The following is a 23,843-nucleotide window of genomic DNA, read 5'->3' on the forward strand; positions in this document are numbered from 1 at the left end:
AACCCTCTCATATCGAGTCGATCCATGCCCACCACGACCCCAAGAGACCGTAAGATACCATGAGCCGCTGGCAATATTTCGTCAAGCGGTTACTGCTCACCGTCCCGGTGTTGTTCGCCGTACTGACCTTCCTGTTCGTCATGCTCCGGGCGGGACCGATCGATCCGGTCGCCGCGCGGCTCGGCCCCCAAGCGGGCGCCGCGGACCGGGCGCAGCTCCGGGAGCGGCTGGGCCTCAACGATCCGCTGTGGGAACAGTACGTGGACTTCATCACCGACTTCATCACGTTCAACTTCGGTCAGTCGTGGGTGGTCCAGGCCGAGCGGGACATCCTCGACATCGCCATCAACGCCGCGCCGGCGACGCTCTGGCTGGGCTTCTGGGCGATCCTCCTGCCGCTTTTCATCGGGATCCCGCTCGGCTTCTACGCCGGGCTCAACCCCAACACCCTCGGCGACTACACGGCCTCCCTCGGCGGCATCATCTGGCAGGCGCTGCCGAACTTCTGGCTGTGCGTGATCGCGCTGGCGGTGCTCCGCCGGACCCGCAACGGCGGCGGGCCCTTCGGATTCGACTGGTACGCGTTCGGTCCGGACTTCGCGTCTCGGAACATCAGCATCACCGGCACCCCGAACCTCGAGTGGTTCTCGACCACCGACATCCTGTTCCTTCCGGTGCCGTACGTCAGCGACTGGACCGCGCTCGCGATCGACATCAAGCTCATCCTCCCGGCGGCGATCATCCTCGGCTCGGCCTCGATGGCGGCGGAGCTTCGGATCGGGCGGACCGCAATGTTAGAGACGGTCAACTCGAACTTCGTCGAGACCGCGAAGGCGAAGGGACTCCCCGACCGCGTGATCGTCTGGAAGCACATCTTCCGGAACGCCCTCATTCCCCTGCTGCCGGTGATCACGAGCGAGGCGTTCCTGCTCATCGGCGGCTCCGTGATCGTCGAGCAGATCTTCAACATCAACGGGCTCGGGCGGATCTTCTTCCAGGCGCTCACGCAGGGTGACCTGCCGATGGCCGGGGCCCTGCTGTTCCTCTTCACGCTGATCATTCTGGGACTCAACATCCTCCAAGACTTCCTGTACACCGTCATCGATCCCCGCGTGGGGTACGACCAATGAGCACGAGACAGCGCGATTCCACGGACGGACTCGAGGAACCGGACGACGACAAGCTGCTCCGCGACCGCGTCCGGGAGAACCCGCGGCCGGCGATGGTGTGGCTCGCCGGGCTCGTGTTCCTGCTCCTGCTCGAGATCGGACGCGTGTTCGCCGGCGTCGGCCAGGCGTTCGGGATCGTCGGGTTCACCGTCGAGCTCCTCGCGGGCATCCCGACCTCCGTCGGCGACAACGTGGCGGGGACGCTCGGCTCCGCGGCCGGGTTCGTCGCGACTGCGATCACGGCGGTCCTGATGGCGTTCGCGGTCACGGTCCCCGTCTCCGCGAGCGTGCCGGACGCCGCGGTCGACATCCTCGGCCTCGACCTCTCCCGGCGGGGTCACCGGTGGGCGAAACGCGCCGAACTGACGTTCGTCGTCGTCGCCGCCGCGGGGCTCGTCGCGTACACCCCGGTCGGCGGCGCGTTCTCCGCGCTGATCGGCGCGATCACCGGCGGCGTCGACGCGCTCGCCTCCTCGCTCCCGTCGATCACGAGCCGGGAACTGATCCCGAACGCGGGGCACCGGCTGCCCGAGGGCGGCTGGGAGGGGACGTTCCTCGGCCTCTCGCCGGCTGCCGCGTGGGCGATCCGGACCGGGCTCGTCTTCGCGTACGCGACGACGGTCCTCGTCTGGCTGTGGCGCGGCTTCGACGTCTACCGGACCCACTACCGGCTCGCCGACTGGACGCCGCGAGACGACACGGTCCGCCGGTTCCGGAACAACTACTGGGGGCTGTTCGGCTTCGCGATCGTCTTCCTGTTCGTCGTGATGGCGCTGTGGGCCCCGGCCGTGAGCCCGGTCGAGGCGCAACACAACATCTACGAGCCCAACTCTCACGAGTTCCAGTACCTCGACGAGAACGGCGAGGTGACCTCGACCACGCACGTGTTCGCCAACCTCGACAGCCGCTCCGACGGGCAGAACACGATCGGACCGATGAGCTACGACGACTACAACCGGTGGGCGCCGTTGGGGACGACGAACAGGGGGCAAGACATGATGACGCACCTCTCGTACGGCGCTCGGACCTCGCTGGTCATCGGGATCACGGCGATCGGGCTCGGGGCGCTCATCGCGGTCGTCCTCTCGCTCCTCTCGTCGTACTACAAGGGGATCACCGACATCGTGACGGTGATGGCGAGCGACACCATCCAGGCCGTCCCGGCGCTGCTGCTCATCATGCTCGTCTCCGTCGTCTTCCAGGAGGCGAACCACCCGATCGCACAGCCGCTCGACGGCGGCCTCCTGTTGGCGCTCATCTTCGCGTTCGCCTACTGGCCGGGGATGTGGCGCTCGATACGCGGCCCCTCGCTGCAGGTGTCCGAACAGGAGTGGGTCGACGCCGCGAAGAGCTACGGCCAGACGCCCTTACAGACGATGCGCAAACACATGGCACCCTACATCGCCGGCTACATCCTGATCTACGGATCGCTGCTGATCGGCGGCGTCATCATCTCGACCGCCGCGCTGACCTTCCTCGGACTGGGGATCAACCCGCCGACCCCCGAGTGGGGACGGCTCATCGACGGCGGGCAGTCGTACGTCTCCACCTCCTCGTGGCACGTCGCGACGATCCCGGGCATCGCGATCGTCTTGGTCGTCGTCGCGTTCAACGCGCTCGGTGACGCGATCCGCGACGCGATCGATCCGGAGGCCGACGTCGACGAGAGCGAGGCCGCCGCCACCGGAGGTGGTGCGTGATGGCCGCCGACGAGCGGTCCGCGTCCGCGGCCGCGGCGACCGACGGGGCTCGCGACGACGATCCCCTCATCGACGTTCGGAACCTCCAGACCGCCTTCTTCACCGACAAGGAGACGATCCGCGCCGTCGACGGGATCGACTTCTCGATCGACTCCGGCCAGACGGTCGGCATCGTCGGCGAGAGCGGGAGCGGGAAAAGCGTCACCGCCCGCTCGCTGATGGGGCTGATCGAGTCGCCCGGGCGCGTGCTCCGCGGGAGCAGCGTCCGCTACCGCGACCTCGACGCGGTCCGCGAGTTCGCCCGGACGTTCGCGAAGCGAACGGTCGCGGTCGCGGACCTCGCCGAGCGGTACGACCCCGCGGAGGTGTTCGGCCGGACCGACGCGACCCCCGAGGAGTTCGGCTACGCCGACCCCGCCGACGTGCCCGTGGTCGACGTGGCCGCGGCCGGCTACACCGACGAGGTCGGGCTCACGGACGGCGACGAGTGCGTCTTCGTCCTCGACGGCGACGCCGGCTCGCCCGAGTCGATCCGCGACGGGTTCGTCGAGATCACTCGGCTCTCAGGTGAGGCCCAGCGCAAGATTCGGGGCGGCCGGATCGCGATGGTGTTCCAGGACCCCCTGACCAGCCTCAACCCGGTGTACACCGTCGGCAACCAGATCGAGGAGGCGCTGGAGCTCCACCAGGGGCTCTCCGGGAAGGCGGCGACGCAGGAGGCCGCGGAGCTGCTCGAAGCGGTCGGGATCCCGGACGCCCGGCGGCGGGTCAACGAGTACCCGCACCAGTTCTCCGGGGGGATGCGTCAGCGCGCCGTCATCGCGATGGCGCTGGCCTGCGAGCCAGACATGCTGATCTGCGACGAGCCGACCACCGCGCTCGACGTGACGATCCAGGCGCAGATCCTGGACCTGATCGCGGAGATCCAGGAGTCGCGGGACGTGGCGGTAATGTTCATCACCCACGACATGGGCGTGATCGCCGACGTCTCCGACCGAGTCAACGTGATGTACGCCGGCGAGATCGTCGAGTCCGCGGACGTGGAGCCGCTGTTCGCGGACCCGAAACACCCGTACACGAACGGGCTCCTCGACTCGATCCCGGGCGGACAGGTCGGCGACAAGCTGTCGACGATCGACGGCAACGTTCCGACGCCGAACGAGCCGGCGACGTACTGCCGGTTCGCGCCCCGGTGCCCCAAGGCGTTCGACGAGTGCGAGTCGGTCCACCCGGTCCCGACGCCGGTCGACGAGGAGACGGACGACCACACGGCGGCGTGCCTGTTGTACCCCGACGACGTCTCGACCGAGGAAGCCGTCGCGCGTCATCGGGGACGCGACCGACGAGGTGATCGAGAATGAGCCAGAACGCAGCTTCGACGACGACCGGCGATGAGGCGACGACCGCGTCCGACACGATGGTGAAGGTGCGGGACCTGAAGACGTACTACGACACCGGCGGCCTGCTCAGCGACCGTCCCGTCAAGGCCGTCGACGGCGTCAGCTTCGACATCAAGCGGGGCGAGACGCTGGGGCTCGTCGGCGAGTCCGGCTGCGGGAAGACCACCCTCGGTCGGACCCTCATCCAACTGGAGGAGGCGACGGACGGCGAGGTCCTGTTCGACGGCACCGACATCACGGAGCTTCGCGGCGACCAGCTCTACGAGTGGCGTCGGAACGCCCAGATGGTGTTCCAAGACCCGGACTCCAGCCTCAACGACCGGATGACGATCGGCGAGATCATCCGGGAGCCCCTCGACGTCCACGACTGGAAGACGCCCGCCGACCGCCGGAAGCGCGTCAAGTCCCTGTTGGACGAGGTCGGGCTCTCGCCCGAGCACTACTACCGGTACCCGCACCAGTTCTCGGGCGGACAGCGCCAGCGGATCGGTATCGCCCGGACGCTCGCGTTGAACCCCGAGTTCATCGTGCTCGACGAGCCGGTGAGCGCGCTCGACGTCTCGGTGCAGGCCGAGATCATCAATCTCCTCGAAGACCTTCAAGACGAGTTCGACCTGACGTACCTGTTCATCGCGCACGACCTCTCGGTCGTCCGGCACATCTGCGACCGGGTCGCGGTGATGTACCTCGGGAACATCATGGAGATCGGGCCGACCGAGGAGCTGTTCACGGACCCAGCGAACCCGTACACCCACGCGCTCCTCTCGGCGATCCCGAAGCCGGATCCCACCGCGAGCCGCGACCGGATCACGCTCCACGGGACGCCGCCGAACCCGCGGTACCCGCCGACGGGCTGTCCGTTCAGCACGCGGTGTCCGGTCCGCATCCGGCCCGACGAGTACGAGGGCCTCGACGACGAGATCTGGACGGGGATCAACGGGCTCCGCGAGATCATCCGCGAGCGCATGCGCGCCGACCGCTCGATCCGGGAGCGGGTCCGCGAGCGGTTCGGGCTGGAGACCCGTTTCGCCACGATCGACGAGACGTACGACGAGCTGTTCGGCGGCCTCGCGGTGCCTGACGACGTCGAGCGCGTCCTCTCCGAGGTCACCGACGCCGCGGGCGCCCACGAGGAACGCGAGGCGCTCGACCGGCTCAACGCCGAGTTCGGGAGCGTCTGTGACGGCGTCGGTCCGGACGGCGACGGCGACCCCGTCGAGCCCGAGTACTACGAGGTGAGCGACAGCGGCCGTCTGAGCTACTGTCACCGCCACGCCGACGAGCACCGAGAGACGGCGGCCGTGCTCGACGACCGCAGCTAGCGATGGGTGTTCCCCGGTCGCTCTCGCTTCGCGCCCGCGCGTGGCTCGACGCGCTCGCGTACGCGCTGGCGCTGGCGGGCGCCGCGACGCTCGGGGCGGTGGCGCTCGGGCTCGCGACCGGCGGCGGGTTCGTCCGCGGGAAGTTCCTGGCGTTCGTCGCCGGATGGCTCCTCGTCGGCTACGCCACGGTGCGGCTGTGGCCGACCTCCGTCGACGACCTCGACGGACCGGCGGTGAGCGCGCGGGGCACGCGGCTCGAGGGGCTCGTGCGTGCGGTTCCGCCGGTCCGATGGATCCGGCTCCCGGCGCCGCCGGAGCGGGTCTGCGTCGCCGGAAAGGTGTTCCTCGCGGGCGTCGTCACGCTCGCGGGCTCGCTTCTGATGGAAACGGTCTTCGGCGTCGCCTGAGCGGGTCGAAAAGAGTTATCTTCCTCCCCCGACCAGTCGCACACAGCAATGGACCCCGAGGAGGACGCCTTCGTCCGTCAGCGACAGCGGTTCGGCGAGGAGCACATCACCGCGTGGGAGCAGACGCTCGAAGAGACCGACCTGCTCGCGGAGGAACGCCGCGAGGACGGGTGGGAGACGACCGTCGTCATGGTCCCCCACACCGACACGGTCAGCCGGGACATGAAAGAGCACGACCGGTTCGGGCTGATGCACGTGGTCCCGAACAACTACGCCGACGCGTTCGTCGAGGCGTACGACGAGGAGGCGTTCTCCGAGTACCTCGTGTACGGGGACGCCATCGACGGGGTGATGTACGTCGCCATCGAGCTGATCGACCCGGAGGAAGAGCGGTCGATCCTCGTCCCGTGTAAGTACGACATGACGATGGCGGAGGGGATGACGCAGTCCGCCCTCGACGAGGGCGCGCTGTACAGCCACTTCAAGACCATCTCTGGAGAGACTCTCGGGCGGTTCCGCTACGAGGAGTTCGAGCCCCTCGTCGCGCCGCCGAACAAGGACGCCGCTACGAGCGTCGCCACCGTCGCCGACGCCCCGGACGACGGCGGCGCCTGACCGACCGGGTCACTCCTCGGAGCCGATTCCGTCGCGGACGCCGCCCTCGTTCCCGCCGTCTCGGTTCCCGGTGTCCTGATTCTCGTCGCCCTCGTTCCCGCCGTCCCCCCCGATCGACCGGACGGTTCCGACCCCCTTGCTCGACCCCTCGCGGAAGACGAACCGCTGGCCCTCCTCGATCAGGTACGGGCGGAACTTGAACCGGACCGCGGTCCGTCCCGTGTCGCCGGGGAGGAGCCGCCCCCCCTCGGGGGCGAAGACGGCCGCCTCGGAGACGGTCTCGACGTGGACGACGGGCTCGTACCCCTCTTGGATCCGCGTGGGGTGGTTCAGCACCATCACCTCGGCCTCGAACTCGCGGACCGGCCGGGGGTCGCTCCCGCGGGGCACCAGGGCCATCCCCCGCTCGATCTCCGCCTCGTCGACGCCCTTCAATGCGATCCCGACGATCCGGCCGGCCGTCGCCTTGTCGACCCGGTGGTAGTGCATCTCGATCGACCTGACCTCGACCTCGCGGAAGGAGCCGTCGGCCATCGGCCCGAGGAGGAGCTCGTCGCCGGCCTCCACCGTGCCGGAGTTGACCGTGCCGGACGCCACCGCGCCGACGCCGGTCACTTTGTAGCTGCGGTCGACGTACATCCGGAACGCCTCTCGGTCGGGCGTCGCCCGCTTCGGGAGCGCCTCGAACAGCCGGTCGAGCGTCTCGATCCCCGCCTTCGTCACCGCGCTGGTCCGGAGCAGGGGAACGACGCCGTCGCCGACCTCCGCGACCGCCGTGTCGATCCCGTGACGGTCGACCAAAAGCGGCGTCTGGCCGGCGTCCCGCAGCATCGACTCGGCCTCGCGCTCGACCGCGGCGAGCCGCTCGTCGGTCACGGCGTCCGCCTTCGTGATCGCGACGATCGTCGGCAGCTCCGTCGCCAGCAGGATCCCGAGGTGCTCGCGGGTGGTCTTCGTCGGGCCGTCGTCGGCGGCGACGACGAGGAGCCCGTAGTCGAGCTTCTGGCCGACGAGCCCGCGGATCGTCGTCCGCAGCCACGGCTCGTGGCCGACCGTGTCGACGAACGAGACCAGCCGGTCGGCCTCCTCGACGATCCGCGCGCGGTCGGACTTGCGGTGCGGGTTGTCCATCCGGACCGGCTCGGCGCCGCCGTCTTCGAAGCCGTAGACGGCGTACGAGAGGTCGGCCGAGAGCCCCCGCTCGACCTCGTGCGGCTGGACGTCGAGGAAGCCGCGCGTGCCGCCCTGCCCGTCGTCGGCCCGACCGGTGACGAGCGTGCCGACGAGCGTCGACTTCCCGTGGTCGACGTGGCCGGCCGTGCCGATCACGAGGTGGTCGTCGTCCGTCTCGAACATCCCGCCGTCGCGGAGGGTGGCGAGTCCGACGAGCCCCGCGGCGCTCCCGTTCCCGTCGGAGCCGGCGCTCCACGTCTCCACGTCGGCGATGTGGGCGTCCGCCTCGTCTGCCAGAAGCGAGAGCACGTCCATCGTCTCGGAGAAGGCGTCGGGGGAGATCCCGGCCAGGCCGCCGTCGTCGGTGACGCCGAGGACGTAGGTCGCCTCCCCGTCGCCGGAGAGCACGCGGTGGCGGAGCTGGGCCACGAGCGACTCCATCCGGCCCTCAGCCAGGTGGACCTCGCGTGTCAGCCGCTCCTTGAACTCGATCTCGCCGCCGTCCCGTTCGCCGCGCTCGATGGCCCGCCGGAGGGCGGACCGGTCAGCGCTCATACCCGCTCGTAGGCGACAGCCGTGCTTAACGGTTTTCGTGCTATGGGTCCCCACGTCACGTGATCGGTACCGAGGAATGGGGAGCGGTCTGGACGGGAGGAGCCGTCCGGACCGCTCCCGCTTCCCGCATGAACGCGCCCGCGACGCACCCTTTAAGCGATCGCCGGAGGGAACGGCTGTATGGACACATCGGTCCCCAGCGTCGCCGAACGGCGCGTTCACGTCGCGCCGCTCGGCCACGAGCGCGACCGGATCGTCGAGCCCCTCCGCCGCCACGGCGCGGACGTGGTCTACCTGCTCGCGGACGCCCCCGGTCGCGAGGCCGCCCGGGGGGCTGTGGACTTCGAGGCGGCTAACGCCGCGGACCCGGCCGACACCCGCGTCGACCTCGACCGGCTCACCGACTACCAGCGCGACGCGTGGACCGCGGCCGCCGAGTTCGCGTCGGTCCGCGCGCTCCCCGTCGAGCTCGCCGACGTGTACGACGTGCTCGGCGTGACGACGACGGTCGCCGCCCGCCACGGTGCCGGCGAGGACGACGGCGACCGGCTGTTCGCCAACGTCTCGACCGGCCCGCGGATCGCCGCCGTCGGCGTCGCGATGGCGTGTATGATCGTCGGCGCCCGCCCCTACAGCGTCGAGCCCGAGCGCCACCGCCACGACGTGCGCGAGGAGCCGCTCACCGAGGGCGTCGAGCGCACCGTCGACCTCCCCTTATACCCGATGGACGCGCCGACGACCGACCAGGTCGCGGTGCTCGGCCGGCTCCTCGACCGCGACGACGACAACGTGACGACCGACAAGTGGAACCTGATCGAGTGGGCGCGCGAGCGCGACCTCGCGTTCCTCCGCGAGGCGGGCGCGAGCCGGACGGCGAAGTACCGCGCGCTGGAGACGCACGTGCTCTCGCCCCTCCGCGACCGCGGCTACGTCGAGCTGGAGGACGTGGGCCGATCGGACACCGTCCGGCTCACGGAGACCGGCCGCCGCGTCTTCTTCGCGTTCCAGCACAAGCTCGGCGGGGAGTGAGCGCAGCACGCGCGTTGCGGTTCCTCAGATCGGAACGAATTGTACGCTTTATCCGGACTATACACGGCTAACGTAGAAACGGGAATCGCCCCTCGATCCAGACGCGTGACGCCCGCCGGGCGGTCGCGGCACTCCCTCTGCCCTCCGCGCCCTCCCTCTCGCCCGCCGTCGGTCACCGGCCGTCGTCGCCCCCTCGGCGACGGTCGGTCGCCGTCGGCGTCGCCGCCGTCGGGTTCCCCACCGGCGGCCCCCGCTGACGCCGCCGCGCTCGCCCGCGGACCGTCACGAAACGGCGGCTTCGCCGTCGTTCTCGCGCTGCGTTCCCGTTTTCTACTCGCCGCCCCGCCGACGCGAACCCACAGGCTTAGCACGCCGCCGACGCAGGACGGAGACGATGGACGCCGTCGAGAAGTACCAGTCGGCCCTCGTCCTCGCCGCCGTCGCGGTCGGGCTCGCGGCCGGGCAGATCGAGGGCGTCGCGCCCGTCGCGGACCGGCTCATCGTCCCGTTCCTGATGGTCATGCTGTTCGCCGCGTTCGTCGGGATCCCGCTGTCCAGCCTGCGGGAGGCGTTCGGGAACCGCCGGGTCGCGGGGTCGAGCTTACTCGTCAACTTCGTGTGGAGCCCGCTGCTCGCGGTCGGGCTCGGCGCGGTTTTCCTCCGCGATCAGCCCGCGCTCTGGGTCGGGCTCATCATGCTCCTCGTGACGCCGTGTACCGACTGGTACCTCGTGTTCACCGACCTCGCCGACGGCGACGTGCCGCTCGCGACCTCCCTGCTGCCGTACAACCTCGTCCTCCAGCTGGTGTTGCTGCCGGTGTACCTCTACGCCTTCGCGGGGACGCTCGTCGACCTGCCGCTCGCCCTCCTCGCGGAGAGCGTCCTGCTCGTCCTCGTCGTCCCGCTCCTTCTCGGCGGCGTCGCCCGCCGGGGCCTCACCCGGGCGAAGGGGGAGACGTGGTTCAGGGAGCGATTCCTGCCGCGGCTGAGCCCGGTCCAGATCGTCTTTCTGGCGCTCGCTATCGGGGCGATGTTCGCGTCGCAGGGCGGGGTGATCGTCGAGAACCCCCGCCTGTTGGCGCTGATGGCGGTCCCGGTCGCGCTGTTCTACGCGATCAACCTCGGGGTCGGGTTCGCCGCCGGCCGCCTGCTCGACTTCTCGTACGGCGAGTTGGTCTGTTTCAACAACACAATCCTCTCGCGGAACTCGCCCACCGCGCTCGCCATCGCCGTCGTCGCGTTCCCGAACGAGCCGTTGATCGCGCTGGCGCTCGTGATCGGGCCGCTGCTCGAACTGCCGCTCTTGGGCGTCATCTCGCAGGTCCACCTCGCGGTCAGAGGCCGGTGGACGGCCGGTTTCGACGCCTCACGGTCCGATCGGTAGACCGATAGCTCGCGCTCGTCGGTTTCGACTCGCGGTACAGAAGCTGACGATCGCTCCGATCACTCCACGGTCGGGTCGATCTCCGGTCTCACTCGTCGGTCAGGTCCACGTACGTCCGGCGGACGGTCACGGGCGTCACGTCGGCGGCGTCGGCGGCCTCCTGCTGGGTGCACTCCGCGCCAAGCTCGCGGGCCGCGGTGTACAGGCAGGCGGCGGCGACCCCGACCGGGTTGCGGCCGTTCGCGATCCCCTCCTCGACGGCGCGCTCGGCCAGCTCGCCGGCGCGGCGCTCCACGTCGGCGCCGCAGTCGAGGTCGCTGGCGAACCGCGGGAGGTATTCGGCCGGGCCGGTCGGCGCGATCGGTAGCCCGAGCTCCCGGTTCATCGCGTCGAAGGCGGCCTGATGCTCGTCCTCCGTCGCCTTCGCCTCGGCGCAGATCTCGCCGACGGTCCGGGCCACGTCGGCGGTGCGGCAGGCGACGTACAGGCAGGCGGCCGCGAAGCCCTCCAGCGACCGGCCGCGGAGCAGGCTCTCCTCCTGCGCGGAGTCGAACAGCGTGCAGGCCGTGTCCCGGACGCTGTCGGGAAGCCCCAAGGCGCCGGTGAGCCGCCGGATCTCAGTGTACGCGTACACCTTGTTGCGGTCGCGCTTCGTCGAGATCTGCGCGCGGTTGTGCTGGGTCCGCATCCGGGCGAGCCGCCGGCGCTTGCGCCCCTTCACCTTCGTGGACCGACCGATCTCCGTCGAGAGCCCGCGGTCGTGGCGCGAGCGCGTCAGCGGCGCGCCGGTGCGCTTGGGGTTCGTGTCGTCGTCGGCGAACGACCGCCACTCGGGACCGTGGTCGATCCGGTCGGCCTCGACGACGAGCCCGCAGTCGGTGCAGACGCGCTCCGCGCTGTCGACGCGGGTCCGACCGCCGCACTCGGGACAGGTCTCGCGGGCGGCGGTCTCGTCGACGGCCGCGGTCTCGTCCGCGTCGGTCGCTGCGGCGCGGTCGGCGGTTTCGGTTCGGTCGGTCGTTTCGGCGCGGTCCGCGGTCGCGGCGCGGTCCGCGGTCGCGGCGTCGTCGGTCTCGGCGCGGGGCGAACGGGTCTGGGTCGAGCGTGCCTCACTCATCACACGTCGAACTCGGGCCCGATGCCTTACTTAAACCCGGGAGAATTCGGGGTCGATTGGCCGGATCGGCGCGCTCGAACCGACCGGTAACCGATCGGTGGTTTTTGAGATTACCCTGCTGCAGTACGGTGGTTTTAACCACTCGGACAAGCGAGGTGTTCGCATGACGCTGTCGGAGATCGCGGACGGCCTCGAAGTGACCGCGAGCCAGCGCGACCGCGGGGTCGCCGTCGCGGACGACACGGAGACGCCGCTCGCCGACCGGCTCGCGGAGCACGCGGACGACCTCCCGTGCACGCCCGAGGCGACGGCCACGCTCGTCGACGCTTACACCGCCGGCCGGAGCGTCGGCGACGCCGCCCGCGAGGCCGGCGTGACGCCGATGACGGGGGCGAAGGCGCTCCACCGCTGCGGCGTCGAGGGCGTCTGTCCCCTCGCGCCGAGCCGCCGGGGCGCGGTCCGCGACTGGCTGGACGGCCGGCTCGCGCGCAGCGAGGCGCTCGCGCTCGCGGGCGGCGACGAGGCGGAGTTCGCGCTGGCGACGTACGTCGAGACCCACGACCCGCCCGCCGCCGTCGCCGAGGCAGTTGACGCCCACGTCGCCGGCTCCGCCCAGCTCGGCGGCTCCGGCGGCTCCACCGGCTCGGCCGGATCCGCCCGCGGCGAGGATGACGCGCTCGGCGGCGCGCTCGGATCGCCCGACGGGCTCCGCTGAGCGGCGCGCTCTTCCGCCGTTTCTCCTCGCTTCCTCTCCGTTTCTCTCCGCCCCGCTCAGGGGGTCAGGCGATCAACCAGCCCGGGCTCCTCGAACTCGATCCCGACCGTCGCGTCGAAGGCGTCCTCGAACGCCGCCGCGACGGCGCGCGCGTACTCTCCCTCCCCCGTCGCCGCCGTCGGCGCGCTCGCGACCTCCGGATCGGTCGGCGGGAGGCGGACGTCGGCGTCGCTCTCCGTTCCCGCCTCACCGTCCTCGCCGTCGACGCCCCGTGCCACCGCGATCGACCGGTCCACCCCGGCGCCCACGTCGGCGACGCGGCCGCGGAGCCGCTGGAGGGCGTCGCGCCCGTGCGTCGTCGCCGGGAACACCGCCGCCGTCCGGTCCGCGGCGGTGACCCCCGCGACCGCCTCGTTCGAGCCGACCGGCGCGGCGTCGACGATCACGGCGTCGTAGTTCGTCGCGGCCTCGTCGATCCGCCGTTCGAGCTTCCGGGCCGCCTCCGCGGTCTTCGCCCGCGCGACCCGCTCGAAGGGTGCGCGGGCCGGGGTCGCGTCGACGCGACCCGGGAGGGCCGGGGTGTCGTCGGCATCGGTGGCGCCCCCGCGGTCCGCGGCGATCGGATAGGTCGCCGCCGACAGCGACGCGCCGGCCTCGTCGGTGACGAGCGCCGTGAGGTCGGTCCCGATCCGGCCGGAGACGTACTCGGAGAGGCCCTGCGTCGTGAACGCGGCGTCGACGACCGCCACGTCGCGGCCGTCCCGCGCGCCGAGTGCCGCCAGTTCGACCGCGGTTCGCGTCGTCCCCGCGCCGCCGGTCGCCCCGACGAGCGCGAGCGTCGTCGCCTGCATGCTCCCGCCTCCCGCCGTCCGATTCTTAAGGGCCGCGAAGGCCGGCGAGAGCGGGGGCCTCCGGGGGTCGTGCCCGTCAGCCGTCGAGCGCGGCCGACACGTCCGCCGCGATCGCGTCCAGCTCGTCGTCGGAGAGGTCGGGCCGGTCGCCGCCGACCGCGTGGAGGGGCGCGCCGCCGTCGCCCTCGAACCGCGGGATGATGTGAATGTGGACGTGCGGGACCTCCTGTCCGGCCGCCTCGCCGTCGTTGATCCCGACGTTGGCGCCGTCGGCGTCGACGGCGGCCTGCACGCGCGGCGTGAGCTCCGTCACGGCCGCGAAGAGGTCGTTCGCGAGGCCGTCGTCGAGGTCGCCGACGTGTTGCGCGTGCGACTTCGGGATCACGAGGGTGTGCCCGCGCGCGAGCGGACTGGCGTCGAGGAACGCCAGCACGTCGTCGGTCTCGTGGACGGTCCGGGCCGGGATGTCGCCGTCGACGATCGAACAGAAGATGCAGTCTGCGGACATACGCGGTGGGTCGTCGCCGCGACCCATCAAGGTTTCCCGACCCGCGGCGAGCGCGGTCCGGCGCCCGACCCGCGGCGGCCCGCGGTCCGGCGACCGGCTCGCCCCGCGGGCTACCTCTCCTCCTTCTCTTTCTCCTGCTTCCGTTCCTCCTCCTGTTTCCCCTCTTTCTCCTTTTGCTGCCCTTCCTCTTCCTGCTTCCCTTCCTTCATCTCCTGCTTCCCTTCCTCTTCCTGCTCACCTTCCTCCTCGTCCCCGCGGACGGTCCCGCCGACGACCAGCGCCGCCCCGATGATCACGAGGTTCTTGACGATGTACTGCCCCTCCACGGTCAGCTCGTGGGGGAACGTGGCGAACACGACGTCCGGGAGCAACACCACCGGGAGGAAGGTCCCCGGCATCTGGAGGAACAGGAGCAGGATGCCGACCCGGATCAGCGGGCGGTACAGCAGGCACAGTCCGATGAGCACCTCCCAGACGCCCAAGATCGGGACGAACACCTCCGCCGGAACCACGTACACGGTCGCGGCGACGAGGTCCGCGGCCGGGCTCCCGCCGATCACCTTCAGCCCGCCGAACCAGACGAAGACGACACCGAGCGCGACGCGCAGCGCCGGGATCCCGAGCCGGTTCATCCGCCGCGTTATCTCGCGGTCGACCCGGTCGAACCGCTCCCGGACCGCACGGAGCCTCTCCCCGTCTGTCGAGTCGCCGTCGGCGGTCTCCGGTGACGCCATGATCCCTCTCGTGTCTCGGGACCAGAAACAAAAAACCTCGGCAGGAGCGTTGACGCCGGGGAGACCGTCGCTCCTCCGTGATCGGCCTCCGGGTGATGCTGTTCGGGACGAGCCTCGCTCGTCGACCCGCCGGAGGGGACCCTCACCCCTCGACGTCGGGGAACGGCACCTCGATCAGGTCGCCGTCGTCGGGGAGGAGACACTCGCCGTCGAACGCCTCCCGCGCCTCGCGGCGGATCGGCGAGGCGTCCGCGGCGTACCGCGAGGAGATGTGCACTAACGCGAGCCGCTTCGCGCCGGCGCGCTCGGCGACCGATCCGGCCTCCCGGCCGGTCGAGTGGGCAGTGTCGCGGGCGCGGTCCGCCATGTCGTCGGCGAAGGTGGCGTCGTGGACGAGCAGGTCGGCGTCCGCCGCGGCCTCGACGGTCCCCTCCCGCGGGCGGGTATCGGCGGTGTAGACGAGCTTCCGGCCGGGCCGCGGCGGCCCGACCACCTGGTCGGGCTCGACGACTGACCCGTCCTCTGCTTCCACCGGCTCGCCCGCGTGAAGCCGCCCGAACTTCGGCCCGACGGGGACGCCGAGTTCCTCGGCCTTCGGCCGGTCGAACCGGCCGGGGCGGTCGTCCTCCTCCAGGACGTATCCCTGCGAGACGGTCCGGTGGACCGTCTCGAACGCGCGGACCTCGTAGCCGTCGGCGTCGAGCGCGACCTCGCCGGGCGAGACCTCCTCGATCCGGATCCGGAACGCGGGGTCGTGCCCGACCGCGTGCACCAGGTCGCGGAGGTCGTCTCCGGTCCCCGGCGGGCAGTGGATCGTCAGGGGCTCCGTCCGGTCGTTGAACCCGAGCGTCTGGACCAGCCCCGGAATCCCGAGGACGTGGTCGCCGTGGAGGTGCGAGACGAACAGGTGGTCGATCCCGAACCCGGTCCCGTGCCGCATCATGCCGCGCTGCGTGCCCTCTCCGCAGTCGAACAGGAGGCGGTCGCCCTCGCGGTTGACGAACAGTGCGCTCGGTGCGCGCTCGGTGGTGGGGACGGCGCCGCCCGTCCCGAGGAACGTGACGCGAAGGGACATACACGGGTGTGGGAGCGGGGTTTGTAAACCGGTATCGATGAGAGGGCGCCCGGGAGGCCGGCGAGTAGCGACGCTCCCGATCGCCACGAGCCGCCGGCGACACCGACATGTGTCCGCCGACCCGAACCCGACCGTGCACGACTCGATCGCCGCGCTGGTCGGACAGGAAGGGTGGCGCGCCGAGGGCGACGCGGCCCGCGTCCACTACGACGGCGGGGGCGACCGGTTCGCCGTGGAGTTCTACGCCGACGCGGAGCGCGTCCTCTACTGGACGGTGCCGACCGCAGGGCCGGACGCGGACCTCGACTCGGACGCGACTGACTCGGACGCGACTGACTCGGACGCGGGCACGTCCACGGCCGCCCCCGTTCCCCGCGAGCGGGTTCCCGACCCCCTCCGGCGGCGCATCCGCGAGGATCTGGACGCCGCCGGCGTCGACCCGGACGTGGAGCGCCGCGCGGTGTGACCCGCGTCCGAAACCGCGTCCCGCCCCCCGGAGTTGCTCCGTTTCGATCCTCCGATCTCCCGTTCTGGCGCCCGTTACCGGAGATTTCCGCCGATGCATTTCGGTTCGAAGGAAACCTATTTGCCGCGCGATACGATAAGAAAGGCTAATGAGTAGCGTCGAATGGGAGGAAGACGACCCCTTCGAGGAACAGCGGGACAAGATCGAGAACCCGATGAAACGGCTGTTCCTCGCGTACGGTCGCGACTACCTCCCGCAGGTCACCGTCGGCATCCTCGCCAGCGTCTTCGCGCGGCTCCTGGACCTCCTCCCGCCGCTCATGCTCGGGATCGCCATCGACGCCGTGTTCTACGAGGACGCGCCCTTCAGCGAGCAGATCCCGCTCGTCCTCTTACCCGACGCGTGGCTCCCGACGGGACAGACCGAGCAGTTCTGGTTCACCATCGCCGTCATCGGCGGCGCGTTCGGCATCGGGGCCGCCTTCCACTGGATCCGCAACTGGGGGTTCAACGCCTTCGCGCAGAACATCCAGCACGACGTGCGGACCGACACCTACGACAAGATGCAGCGGCTCAACATGGAGTTCTTCTCCGACAAGCAGACGGGGGAGATGATGTCCATCCTCTCGAACGACGTGAACCGCCTCGAACGGTTCCTGAACGACGGGATGAACTCCCTGTTCCGGCTCTCCGTGATGGTCGTCGGCATCGGCGTGCTGCTCTTCTGGATCAACTGGCAACTCGCCTTAGTCGCGCTGCTGCCGGTGCCGATCATCGGCGGGTTCACCTATCTCTTCATCAAGACCATCCAGCCGAAGTACGCGGAGGTCAGGTCGTCGGTCGGGAAGATGAACTCCCGGCTGGAGAACAACCTCGGGGGCATTCAGGTGATCAAGTCGTCGAACACGGAGCCGTACGAGTCCGACCGCGTCGACGACGTGTCGATGGACTACTTCGACGCCAACTGGGACGCGATCAAGACCCGGATCAAGTTCTTCCCCGGGCTCCGCGTGCTCGCCGGTATCGGCTTCGTGGTCACGTTCATCGTCGGCGGGCTGTGGGTGTTCCAGGACGCGCCGCCGGGCCCGTTCACCGGCGACCTCTCGGTCGGGATGTTCGTCGTCTTCATCCTCTACACGCAGCGGTTCATCTGGCCGATGGCGCAGTTCGGGCAGATCATCAACATGTACCAGCGCGCCCGCGCCTCCTCGGCGCGGATCTTCGGGCTGATGGACGAGCCCTCGCGGCTCGCCGAGGACCCCGACGCCGAGGACCTCGTCGTCGGCGACGGCGACGTGGTCTACGACGACGTGAGCTTCGGGTACGACGAGGAGACCATCGTCTCCGACATCGACTTCGAGGTCGAGGGCGGCGAGACCCTCGCCTTAGTCGGCCCGACCGGCGCCGGGAAGTCCACGGTGCTCAAGCTGCTGCTCCGGATGTACGACGTCGACGAGGGGTCCATCCGGATCGACGGACAGGACGTGCGCGACGTGACGCTGAAGTCGCTCCGCCGGTCGATCGGCTACGTCGGCCAGTCGTCGTACCTGTTCTACGGCACCGTCCGCGAGAACATCACCTACGGCACCTTCGAGGCGACCGACGAGGAGGTCCGCGAGGCCGCGCGGGCCGCGGAGGCCCACGAGTTCATCGAGAACCTCCCCGACGGCTACGACACGATGGTCGGCGAGCGCGGCGTGAAGCTCTCGGGGGGCCAGCGCCAGCGCGTCACCATCGCGCGGGCGGTGCTGAAGGACCCCGACCTCCTCATCCTCGACGAGGCGACCTCGGACGTGGACACCGAGACGGAGATGCTGATCCAGCGCTCGCTGGACCGGCTCACCGCCGACCGCACCACGTTCGCGATCGCGCACCGCCTCTCGACGATCAAGGACGCGGACACCATCCTCGTGTTGGAGGGCGGCGAGGTCGTCGAGCGCGGCACCCACGAGGAGCTGTTGGACAACGGCGGGCTGTACGCGCACCTCTGGGGCGTGCAGGCCGGCGAGATCGACGAGCTCCCGCAGGAGTTCATCGACCGCGCGCAGGAGCGCACCGCGCGCCTGATCGAGAACGCCGAGAGCGACGACGACTGAGGCGCCGAGAGCGGCGGGCTACTCCGACAGCCGGCTCCAGTTGCCCGCGCGGTCGATCTCCGGTGCCTCGCGGTCGTCGCCCTCCCCGTCCGCCGGCTCGCCGCGATACCCGACCACCGCGTCGTCGCCGAGCCTGTCGAGGATCGCGTCCCGGACCTCCCACGGCTCGGAGAACGTCGTCGCCTCGCACCCCTGAAGCGCCGCCTCCAGCCGTCGGTCCTCCGCCGCGGTCTCCAGCTCGAACCCCCCGTACTGCTCGATCAGCTCGCCGACCGTCACCGGGTACCGGTGCTCGCGGAGCGCCCGCTTCAACGGTCCGAACGTCACCCCGTACGCCCGGGCTTGATCCTCGTTGTCGTTGCTCATGGATGGTTTCTCATCGCCCGTCGGATTAATACCCCCGCCCGTGCGGAGCACACGTTCCGCCGGGCTCGCGTAGAACGCGGTCGATTACGCTCTGCGCTCGCGGTCGATTACGCCTCGCAGTCGCGATTGCGGACCGTCGCCTATACGGCGCGTCCCGCCGACCGGCCCGTATGCGACTCGCGGACGCAACCTGGACCGACGTGCGCGACGCCGACGTCGACGTCGCGTTCGTCCCCGTCGGCAGCACCGAACAGCACGGCCCGCACGCGCCCCTCGGGACCGACACGCTCGACGCGGTCGCGGTCGCGGAGGCCGGCGCGGCGGCCTACGAGGCGGTGGAGCGGGGAGGCGACGAGCGAGAGCCCGCCGCGGTCGCCGTCGCCCCGCCGATCCCCGTCGGCGTCGCGGAGGAGCACCGCGCGTTCGACGGGACGATGTGGGTCTCCCCGGAGACGTTCCGGGCGTACGTCCGCGAGGCGGCCGAATCGCTGCCGGACCACGGGATCGACCGCGTCGTGTTCGTCAACGGGCACGGCGGCAACGTCGAGGCGCTCGCCGAGGTCGCCCGCCGGTTCTCCCGCGACGACGCTCACGACGGCTACGCGGTCGCGTTCACCTGGTTCGAGGCGGTCGGCGAGCACGCGGGCGACATGGGCCACGCCGGCCCGCTGGAGACGGCGCTGCTGCGCGCGACGAACCCGGCGCTCGTTCGGGAAGACCGGATCGAGGCCGCCCGCGAGGGCGCCGCGGACCGCTGGGGCGAGTGGGTCTCGGGCGTGAACCTCGCGCACGACGCCGACGAGTTCACCGACAACGGCGTCGTCGGCGACCCGAGCGCGGGCGGCGCGGAGCGGGGCGAGATCCTGCTCGACCTCGCGAGCGACGCGCTCGCGGAGCTCGCGGCGGCGGTCGTCGAACGGGAGTCGGTTTAAAAGAACGGAGGTAACGAGGCGGCGCTACTCCTCGTCTTCCTCGCTCTCGTCCTCGCTCGCCTCCGCCGCGTCCTGCAGCGCGCCGCGGATCGCGGGGACGGTCCCGGTGAGCGAGGCGACCTCCTCTGCGGCGGCCTCGATGTCGCCGACGAGCGACTCCAGCTCCTCGATCTCCGCTTTTAAATCCTCGGCGTCCTCGAAGGCGTCGGCGCGCTCGCCGAGCACGTACGCCTTCTTCGCCGAGCGGACGCTGTCGACCGCGTCGCCGACGTCAAGCGCCGACTTCAGCCCGTTGAGGGCGCCGAGCACGTTGTCCGCGTCCGTCTCCCACACGGCGTCCGCGTCGGGAAGCTCCGCGCGCGCGGCCTGCAGGTGCTCTCGGACCTCGGCACGGGTCTCCTCGGCGGCCTCGCCGAACAGGTCGTCGTCGTCGAACGTGGACTGGCTCATACCCGACTCGTCGTGCCGACGCCTTTTAAAAACGCGCCCGAAAGCGGAAGTGAAACCCGAGTCGACGCGGCGTCTGCGGTCCGGTTCGGTGCGTCCGCGCGTTCAGTTCCGCCCGGGCGGCGCCCGAACCCGCGCTCGGTCACAGCCGGACGACGAGCTCCAGCGTGAACAGCCCGACCAGCAGGCCGAGCGCGCCGGCCAAGAGCGCCAGCGTCCGGAGCCACCGCTCCACCCGCTCCGCGCTCGGCGTCGCGGCCAGCAGGACGGGCCGTCCGGGGGAGTCGGTCTCGGTGTCGGTCACGGGTACGGGATCGACGGCTCGGCACGTAAAATCGACTATGAGGGCCGTATAGCGACCCGTACGGGTCCGTACGGCTATATACGGACTCTCGGGATCGCCCGGAATACGCGCCCCCTCGGGATCGCCCGGAATACACGGCCTCCCGAGACCGTCCGGACCGCCGGATCACCGCCGGTTCCGCGGCGCGCTCACGCCTGGTTCCACGACGCCTCCTCGAAGTCGACGACCCGCTCGCCGCGGTCGAGCGCGTCGATCCGCGCGATCTCCTCGTCGGTCAGGTCGATCTCGCGGGCCGCCCAGTTGGCTTCGACGTGATCGACGTCCGCCGCCTTCGGGATCGGAGCGACGCGCTCCTTCGAGAGCAGCCACGCGAGGCTCACCTGCGCCGGGCTCGCGTCGTGGTTCGCGGCGATCTCTTTTAACACGTCCACGTCGGCGACGCGGTTGCGCGCGATCGGCGAGTAGGCCACGAGCCAGTGGTCGTGCTCGACCGCGTACTCACGCAGCTCCTCCTGTTGGAGCAGCGGGTGGCACTCCACCTGATGCGCGAACACGTCGTGATCCAGCCGGTCGATGGCCTCGTCGAGCTGGTCGGGTCGGAAGTTCGAGAGCCCGATCCGGTCGACGACGCCGTCGTCGACGAGGTCGTCGAGCGCGGGGAGGGTCTCCTCGGGATCGTAGGTATTGATCGGCCAGTGGACGTACAGGAGGTCGATCGAGTCGACGCCGAGCCGGTCGCGGCTCACCCGCGCGGTCGCGGTCGCGTCGTCGTACGAGAGGTTGTCCGTCGAGAGCTTCGTCGCGACGAACAGCTCGTCGCGGTCGACGTCGGTGCTGTCGATCCCCGCAGACACCGACGCCTCGTTGTCGTACCCCTGCGCCGTATCGACGTGTCGGTACCCCGTCTCGATCGCGTGGGCGACGCCGGAGACGCACTCCTCGCCGTCGGCCAGCTTGTACGTCCCGTACCCGAGCCTGTCGAAGGCGTTCGCCATGTTCTCCCACGCGGGCGGCGACGCCCTCAACGTACCGGTTCCGAGCGGATCGCACCGCCTGAGAAGGCTGATCCATTTTTAACCCTCCTCCGAGAGTCAGGGACGTATGTCATCCAAAGAAGTCGCGCTGCGAAGCACGATCGGTGGCGTATCGGTGGAGGGACGGATCCACACCCTCAGCGTCTGGTTCATCCTGGCGCTGCGGCTGATGATCGGACTCGCCTTCTTCCAGAGCGGCCTCGAAAAGGTCCTCAGCGGCGAGTTCAACGCCGCGGGATACCTTCAGAACGCGCCCGCCGCGAACGGGAGCCCGGCGGCCGGCCTGTTCGCCGCGATGGGTGAGAACGCGCTGTTCGTCGACTTCGTGAACGTCGCGGTGCCGTGGGGAGAGGTCCTCATCGGGCTTGGCGTGATAGTCGGCCTGCTTACCCGGCTCGCCGCGTTCTGGGGCGCGTTCATGATGCTCCTGTTCTACCTCGGGAACTGGGACATCGCGCACGGCTACATCAACGGCGACTTCGCGTACATGCTCGTGTTCCTCTCGGTCGCCGCCTTCGGCGCCGGGCGGATCCTCGGGCTCGACGCGATCGTCGAGGAGTACGAGGTCGGCGGTCGGCCCCTCGTCGAGCGGTACCCGTGGGCGCGGTACCTCCTCGGCTGAGGTTGCCCTCGCTCCTCGGCTGAGGCCGCTTTTGCTCCCGACTGCGGCCGTCCTCGCTTCGACGACCGATATCGGTACCACAGCGTTATCACACGCAATATTCGGGAGACAGTTATTATGTCGATACGATCCCAGTTTTCCCTTACACTATGCAAGAGGGATCGTCCTCCGGCATCCGGTCCAGTTACGGCGCGAAGCTCGCGCTGTCGCTGATCGGTGTCATGGGGGTCTCAGTTTCATACGGGGTCATCGTCTACCTCCGCGCGGACGAGGTCGGGGCCGCGGGCGCAGAGGTGCGCTCCGGACTCATCGGGATGACGCTGTTGACGGTGATCGGGCTCGCGCTCATCGGCGTCACCGTCGGATCGAACACGGTTATCTCCCTGCGACAGCTCACGGCCAAGGCCGAGCGAATGGCCGAGGGGGACCTCGACGTGCGGTTAGAGACGGGACGCACCGACGAGATCGGGCGGCTGTTCCGGGCGTTCGACGCCATGCGAACGTCGCTCCGGTCCGAGATCGACGACGCCGAGGACGCCCGCGAGGAGGCGGAGCGGGCCCGCCGAGAGGCGACCGAACGCGCCGAGACGGTCGAGCGCAAGGCGACCGAGTACGAGTCGGCGATGCGCGCGCTGGCCGACGGCGACCTGACCCAGCGCGTCGACCCCGACAGCGACAACGAGGCGATGGCGCGGGTCGGCGCCGCGTTCAACGAGATGGCCGACGAGCTCGAGGGGACGGTCGCCTCCGTCGCGACCGTCGCCGAGGACACCGCCGACGTGGCCGGCACCGTCGACGACCGCACGGAGAACCTGCGGACGACGACCGGGACCGTGAGCGACGCGGTCGAGGAGATCGCGGAGGGGGCGCGCACCCAGCGCGACGACCTGCAGGCGGCGACCGACGAGGCCGAGAACCTCGCGTCGTCGGCCGAGGAGGTCGCCTCCACCGTCACCGACGTGGCGGAGACCGCGGAGCACGCCGCCGCGGTCGGCGAGGAGGGCCGCGAGGCCGCCGAGGAGGCGCTCGCGGAGATGGACGCGGTCGAGGAGACGACCGCGGAGACGACCGCGGAGGTCGAGGCGCTCGCCGAGGAGGTCGAGGAGATCGGCGAGGTCGTCGACACTATCTCGGAGATCGCCGAGCAGACGAACCTGCTCGCGCTGAACGCCTCCATCGAGGCGGCCCGGTCCGGCGCCGACGGCGCCGGCTTCGCGGTCGTCGCCGAGGAGGTCAAGGCGCTGGCCGAGGAGACGCAGGAGTCGGCGAGCGAGATCGAAGCGCGGATCCACGCCGTCCAGGAGCGCGCGGAGACGGGCGCCGCGGCGATGGAACGCACCGAACAGCGGATCTCCGCCGGCGTCGACACCGTCGAGACGTCGATCGACGCGCTCGAACGCCTCGCGGAGGCCTCCGAGCGGACCGACACGAGCATGACCGAGATCACCCGAGCGACCGAGACGCAGGCCGACTCCGTGGACGCGGTGGTCGGGCACGTGGAGGACGTCTCCGCGATCAGCGCACAGACCGCGAGCGCGGCCGGCGACGTGACCGGCGCGGTCGACGAACAGGAGCGGACCCTCGGCGCGGTCGAAACCGCCGCCGAGTCGCTTTCCGACCGCGCGCTCGCGCTGCGCGACGCGGTCGAGGACTTCGAGTTCGCGGCCGACGACGGCCTCGGCGCCGCGTCCGGCGGACCGTCCGACGGCGCGGGCCCCGACGCGTCCGCCACCGCGGTCTCCGACGGGGGGACCGAGGGCGGGACCGACGCGGGGGACGCGGACGGCTCCTTCGACTTCCCGGACGGGGAGGGGGTGAACTGA

24 protein-coding genes are annotated in these 23,843 nt (G+C 70.4%); 14 read left to right on the forward strand and 10 right to left on the reverse strand.

Features of this window, described 5'->3' with window-relative positions:
* The first annotated feature begins 59 nt into the window (after window positions 1-59).
* From JIN95_RS15310 to JIN95_RS15335, 6 genes are read left to right on the forward strand one after another with little or no spacing between them, the layout of a single operon-like run.
* Window positions 60-1,130, forward strand: coding sequence for an ABC transporter permease (locus JIN95_RS15310; protein WP_200532026.1), 1,071 nt, complete (start codon window positions 60-62; stop codon window positions 1,128-1,130).
* On the forward strand, window positions 1,127-2,869 hold the full coding sequence (locus JIN95_RS15315; RefSeq protein ID WP_200532027.1) for an ABC transporter permease: 1,743 nt from the start codon (window positions 1,127-1,129) through the stop codon (window positions 2,867-2,869). Before JIN95_RS15310 ends, JIN95_RS15315 begins: the two co-directional genes overlap by 4 nt.
* Entirely contained in the window at window positions 2,869-4,230 is a 1,362-nt protein-coding gene (locus JIN95_RS15320; protein ID WP_095635640.1) for an ABC transporter ATP-binding protein, read from the forward strand. Before JIN95_RS15315 ends, JIN95_RS15320 begins: the two co-directional genes overlap by 1 nt.
* On the forward strand, window positions 4,227-5,591 hold the full coding sequence (locus JIN95_RS15325; RefSeq protein WP_200532028.1) for an ABC transporter ATP-binding protein: 1,365 nt from the start codon (window positions 4,227-4,229) through the stop codon (window positions 5,589-5,591). The genes JIN95_RS15320 and JIN95_RS15325 overlap by 4 nt, the downstream gene beginning before the upstream one ends.
* A gap of 2 nt (window positions 5,592-5,593) precedes the next feature.
* Window positions 5,594-5,998 (forward strand): hypothetical protein, encoded by a 405-nt coding sequence (locus JIN95_RS15330; protein WP_200532029.1) that lies wholly within the window; start codon window positions 5,594-5,596, stop codon window positions 5,996-5,998.
* Window positions 5,999-6,046: 48 nt separating this feature from the next.
* Window positions 6,047-6,613, forward strand: coding sequence for a hypothetical protein (locus tag JIN95_RS15335; protein WP_095635637.1), 567 nt, complete (start codon window positions 6,047-6,049; stop codon window positions 6,611-6,613).
* A 9-nt stretch (window positions 6,614-6,622) separates the two neighbouring features.
* On the opposite strand, the gene JIN95_RS15340 is transcribed toward JIN95_RS15335, so the two are convergent.
* A complete protein-coding gene (locus JIN95_RS15340) occupies window positions 6,623-8,341 on the reverse strand; it encodes a GTP-binding protein (RefSeq protein WP_234699222.1) in 1,719 nt (572 codons plus the stop codon).
* Window positions 8,342-8,521: 180 nt separating this feature from the next.
* On the opposite strand from JIN95_RS15340, the gene JIN95_RS15345 reads away from it, so the two are divergent.
* A complete protein-coding gene (locus tag JIN95_RS15345; protein ID WP_095635636.1) occupies window positions 8,522-9,370 on the forward strand; it encodes a DUF6293 family protein in 849 nt (282 codons plus the stop codon).
* 394 nt (window positions 9,371-9,764) lie between these two features.
* Window positions 9,765-10,754, forward strand: coding sequence for an arsenic resistance protein (locus JIN95_RS15350; RefSeq protein WP_200532030.1), 990 nt, complete (start codon window positions 9,765-9,767; stop codon window positions 10,752-10,754).
* Window positions 10,755-10,842: 88 nt separating this feature from the next.
* On the opposite strand, the gene JIN95_RS15355 is transcribed toward JIN95_RS15350, so the two are convergent.
* Window positions 10,843-11,871: a transcription initiation factor IIB family protein gene (locus JIN95_RS15355; RefSeq protein ID WP_200532031.1), complete on the reverse strand. Its 1,029-nt coding sequence runs from the start codon at window positions 11,869-11,871 to the stop codon at window positions 10,843-10,845.
* A gap of 163 nt (window positions 11,872-12,034) precedes the next feature.
* On the opposite strand from JIN95_RS15355, the gene JIN95_RS15360 reads away from it, so the two are divergent.
* Window positions 12,035-12,586, forward strand: a complete 552-nt coding sequence (locus JIN95_RS15360) for a hypothetical protein (protein WP_200532032.1) — start codon at window positions 12,035-12,037, stop codon at window positions 12,584-12,586.
* Between the two features lie 56 nt (window positions 12,587-12,642).
* Here JIN95_RS15360 and JIN95_RS15365 read toward each other — a convergent pair whose 3' ends face one another.
* From JIN95_RS15365 to rnz, 4 genes are all read right to left on the reverse strand, one after another.
* Entirely contained in the window at window positions 12,643-13,437 is a 795-nt protein-coding gene (locus JIN95_RS15365) for an AAA family ATPase (RefSeq protein ID WP_095635632.1), read from the reverse strand.
* A gap of 76 nt (window positions 13,438-13,513) precedes the next feature.
* Window positions 13,514-13,945: an HIT family protein gene (locus JIN95_RS15370; RefSeq protein ID WP_200532033.1), complete on the reverse strand. Its 432-nt coding sequence runs from the start codon at window positions 13,943-13,945 to the stop codon at window positions 13,514-13,516.
* Between the two features lie 110 nt (window positions 13,946-14,055).
* The gene (locus JIN95_RS15375; protein WP_234699223.1) at window positions 14,056-14,679 is read right to left on the reverse strand and encodes a DoxX family protein; all 624 of its coding nucleotides are present in this window, start codon (window positions 14,677-14,679) and stop codon (window positions 14,056-14,058) included.
* A 142-nt stretch (window positions 14,680-14,821) separates the two neighbouring features.
* Window positions 14,822-15,754, reverse strand: a complete 933-nt coding sequence (gene rnz, locus JIN95_RS15380; protein ID WP_095635629.1) for a ribonuclease Z — start codon at window positions 15,752-15,754, stop codon at window positions 14,822-14,824.
* Window positions 15,755-15,887: 133 nt separating this feature from the next.
* Here rnz and JIN95_RS15385 point away from each other — a divergent pair, with 133 nt between their 5' ends.
* Together JIN95_RS15385 and JIN95_RS15390 are read left to right on the forward strand one after the other, a co-directional pair.
* Complete coding sequence (locus JIN95_RS15385; RefSeq protein ID WP_200532034.1) at window positions 15,888-16,220, forward strand: hypothetical protein; 333 nt, start codon at window positions 15,888-15,890, stop codon at window positions 16,218-16,220.
* A 148-nt stretch (window positions 16,221-16,368) separates the two neighbouring features.
* Complete coding sequence (locus JIN95_RS15390; RefSeq protein ID WP_200532035.1) at window positions 16,369-18,315, forward strand: ABC transporter ATP-binding protein; 1,947 nt, start codon at window positions 16,369-16,371, stop codon at window positions 18,313-18,315.
* 18 nt (window positions 18,316-18,333) lie between these two features.
* Here JIN95_RS15390 and JIN95_RS15395 read toward each other — a convergent pair whose 3' ends face one another.
* Window positions 18,334-18,681: a hypothetical protein gene (locus tag JIN95_RS15395; protein ID WP_095635627.1), complete on the reverse strand. Its 348-nt coding sequence runs from the start codon at window positions 18,679-18,681 to the stop codon at window positions 18,334-18,336.
* A 170-nt stretch (window positions 18,682-18,851) separates the two neighbouring features.
* On the opposite strand from JIN95_RS15395, the gene JIN95_RS15400 reads away from it, so the two are divergent.
* On the forward strand, window positions 18,852-19,613 hold the full coding sequence (locus JIN95_RS15400; protein ID WP_095635626.1) for a creatininase family protein: 762 nt from the start codon (window positions 18,852-18,854) through the stop codon (window positions 19,611-19,613).
* A 24-nt stretch (window positions 19,614-19,637) separates the two neighbouring features.
* Here JIN95_RS15400 and JIN95_RS15405 read toward each other — a convergent pair whose 3' ends face one another.
* The 3 genes from JIN95_RS15405 to JIN95_RS15415 all read right to left on the reverse strand — a co-directional run bounded on the left by JIN95_RS15405 (window position 19,638) and on the right by JIN95_RS15415 (window position 21,359).
* Window positions 19,638-20,063: a DUF5790 family protein gene (locus tag JIN95_RS15405; protein WP_095635625.1), complete on the reverse strand. Its 426-nt coding sequence runs from the start codon at window positions 20,061-20,063 to the stop codon at window positions 19,638-19,640.
* A gap of 139 nt (window positions 20,064-20,202) precedes the next feature.
* The gene (locus tag JIN95_RS15410) at window positions 20,203-20,364 is read right to left on the reverse strand and encodes a hypothetical protein (protein ID WP_158224018.1); all 162 of its coding nucleotides are present in this window, start codon (window positions 20,362-20,364) and stop codon (window positions 20,203-20,205) included.
* Window positions 20,365-20,552: 188 nt separating this feature from the next.
* Entirely contained in the window at window positions 20,553-21,359 is an 807-nt protein-coding gene (locus JIN95_RS15415; RefSeq protein WP_095635624.1) for an aldo/keto reductase, read from the reverse strand.
* A 106-nt stretch (window positions 21,360-21,465) separates the two neighbouring features.
* On the opposite strand from JIN95_RS15415, the gene JIN95_RS15420 reads away from it, so the two are divergent.
* The gene (locus JIN95_RS15420) at window positions 21,466-22,020 is read left to right on the forward strand and encodes a DoxX family protein (RefSeq protein WP_200532036.1); all 555 of its coding nucleotides are present in this window, start codon (window positions 21,466-21,468) and stop codon (window positions 22,018-22,020) included.
* A 149-nt stretch (window positions 22,021-22,169) separates the two neighbouring features.
* Window positions 22,170-23,843 (forward strand): methyl-accepting chemotaxis protein, encoded by a 1,674-nt coding sequence (locus tag JIN95_RS15425; protein ID WP_095635622.1) that lies wholly within the window; start codon window positions 22,170-22,172, stop codon window positions 23,841-23,843.

This window comes from Halorubrum sp. LN27 (assembly GCF_016635065.1).
GTDB lineage: Archaea > Halobacteriota > Halobacteria > Halobacteriales > Haloferacaceae > Halorubrum > Halorubrum salipaludis.

What these genes read in the sequence shown, in the direction of transcription:
- JIN95_RS15360 (WP_200532032.1), top strand. Translation starts at nt 12,035, where the DNA reads ATGACGCTGTCGGAGATCGCGGACGGCCTCGAAGTGACCGCGAGCCAG.
- JIN95_RS15350 (WP_200532030.1), top strand. Translation starts at nt 9,765, where the DNA reads ATGGACGCCGTCGAGAAGTACCAGTCGGCCCTCGTCCTCGCCGCCGTC.
- JIN95_RS15335 (WP_095635637.1), top strand. Translation starts at nt 6,047, where the DNA reads ATGGACCCCGAGGAGGACGCCTTCGTCCGTCAGCGACAGCGGTTCGGC.
- JIN95_RS15365 (WP_095635632.1), bottom strand. Translation starts at nt 13,437, where the DNA reads ATGCAGGCGACGACGCTCGCGCTCGTCGGGGCGACCGGCGGCGCGGGG.
- JIN95_RS15370 (WP_200532033.1), bottom strand. Translation starts at nt 13,945, where the DNA reads ATGTCCGCAGACTGCATCTTCTGTTCGATCGTCGACGGCGACATCCCG.
- JIN95_RS15355 (WP_200532031.1), bottom strand. Translation starts at nt 11,871, where the DNA reads ATGAGTGAGGCACGCTCGACCCAGACCCGTTCGCCCCGCGCCGAGACC.
- JIN95_RS15330 (WP_200532029.1), top strand. Translation starts at nt 5,594, where the DNA reads ATGGGTGTTCCCCGGTCGCTCTCGCTTCGCGCCCGCGCGTGGCTCGAC.
- JIN95_RS15415 (WP_095635624.1), bottom strand. Translation starts at nt 21,359, where the DNA reads ATGGCGAACGCCTTCGACAGGCTCGGGTACGGGACGTACAAGCTGGCC.
- rnz (WP_095635629.1), bottom strand. Translation starts at nt 15,754, where the DNA reads ATGTCCCTTCGCGTCACGTTCCTCGGGACGGGCGGCGCCGTCCCCACC.
- JIN95_RS15375 (WP_234699223.1), bottom strand. Translation starts at nt 14,679, where the DNA reads ATGGCGTCACCGGAGACCGCCGACGGCGACTCGACAGACGGGGAGAGG.
- JIN95_RS15400 (WP_095635626.1), top strand. Translation starts at nt 18,852, where the DNA reads ATGCGACTCGCGGACGCAACCTGGACCGACGTGCGCGACGCCGACGTC.
- JIN95_RS15310 (WP_200532026.1), top strand. Translation starts at nt 60, where the DNA reads ATGAGCCGCTGGCAATATTTCGTCAAGCGGTTACTGCTCACCGTCCCG.
- JIN95_RS15425 (WP_095635622.1), top strand. Translation starts at nt 22,170, where the DNA reads ATGCAAGAGGGATCGTCCTCCGGCATCCGGTCCAGTTACGGCGCGAAG.
- JIN95_RS15340 (WP_234699222.1), bottom strand. Translation starts at nt 8,341, where the DNA reads ATGAGCGCTGACCGGTCCGCCCTCCGGCGGGCCATCGAGCGCGGCGAA.
- JIN95_RS15395 (WP_095635627.1), bottom strand. Translation starts at nt 18,681, where the DNA reads ATGAGCAACGACAACGAGGATCAAGCCCGGGCGTACGGGGTGACGTTC.
- JIN95_RS15345 (WP_095635636.1), top strand. Translation starts at nt 8,522, where the DNA reads ATGGACACATCGGTCCCCAGCGTCGCCGAACGGCGCGTTCACGTCGCG.
- JIN95_RS15320 (WP_095635640.1), top strand. Translation starts at nt 2,869, where the DNA reads ATGGCCGCCGACGAGCGGTCCGCGTCCGCGGCCGCGGCGACCGACGGG.
- JIN95_RS15405 (WP_095635625.1), bottom strand. Translation starts at nt 20,063, where the DNA reads ATGAGCCAGTCCACGTTCGACGACGACGACCTGTTCGGCGAGGCCGCC.
- JIN95_RS15390 (WP_200532035.1), top strand. Translation starts at nt 16,369, where the DNA reads ATGAGTAGCGTCGAATGGGAGGAAGACGACCCCTTCGAGGAACAGCGG.
- JIN95_RS15315 (WP_200532027.1), top strand. Translation starts at nt 1,127, where the DNA reads ATGAGCACGAGACAGCGCGATTCCACGGACGGACTCGAGGAACCGGAC.
- JIN95_RS15420 (WP_200532036.1), top strand. Translation starts at nt 21,466, where the DNA reads ATGTCATCCAAAGAAGTCGCGCTGCGAAGCACGATCGGTGGCGTATCG.
- JIN95_RS15325 (WP_200532028.1), top strand. Translation starts at nt 4,227, where the DNA reads ATGAGCCAGAACGCAGCTTCGACGACGACCGGCGATGAGGCGACGACC.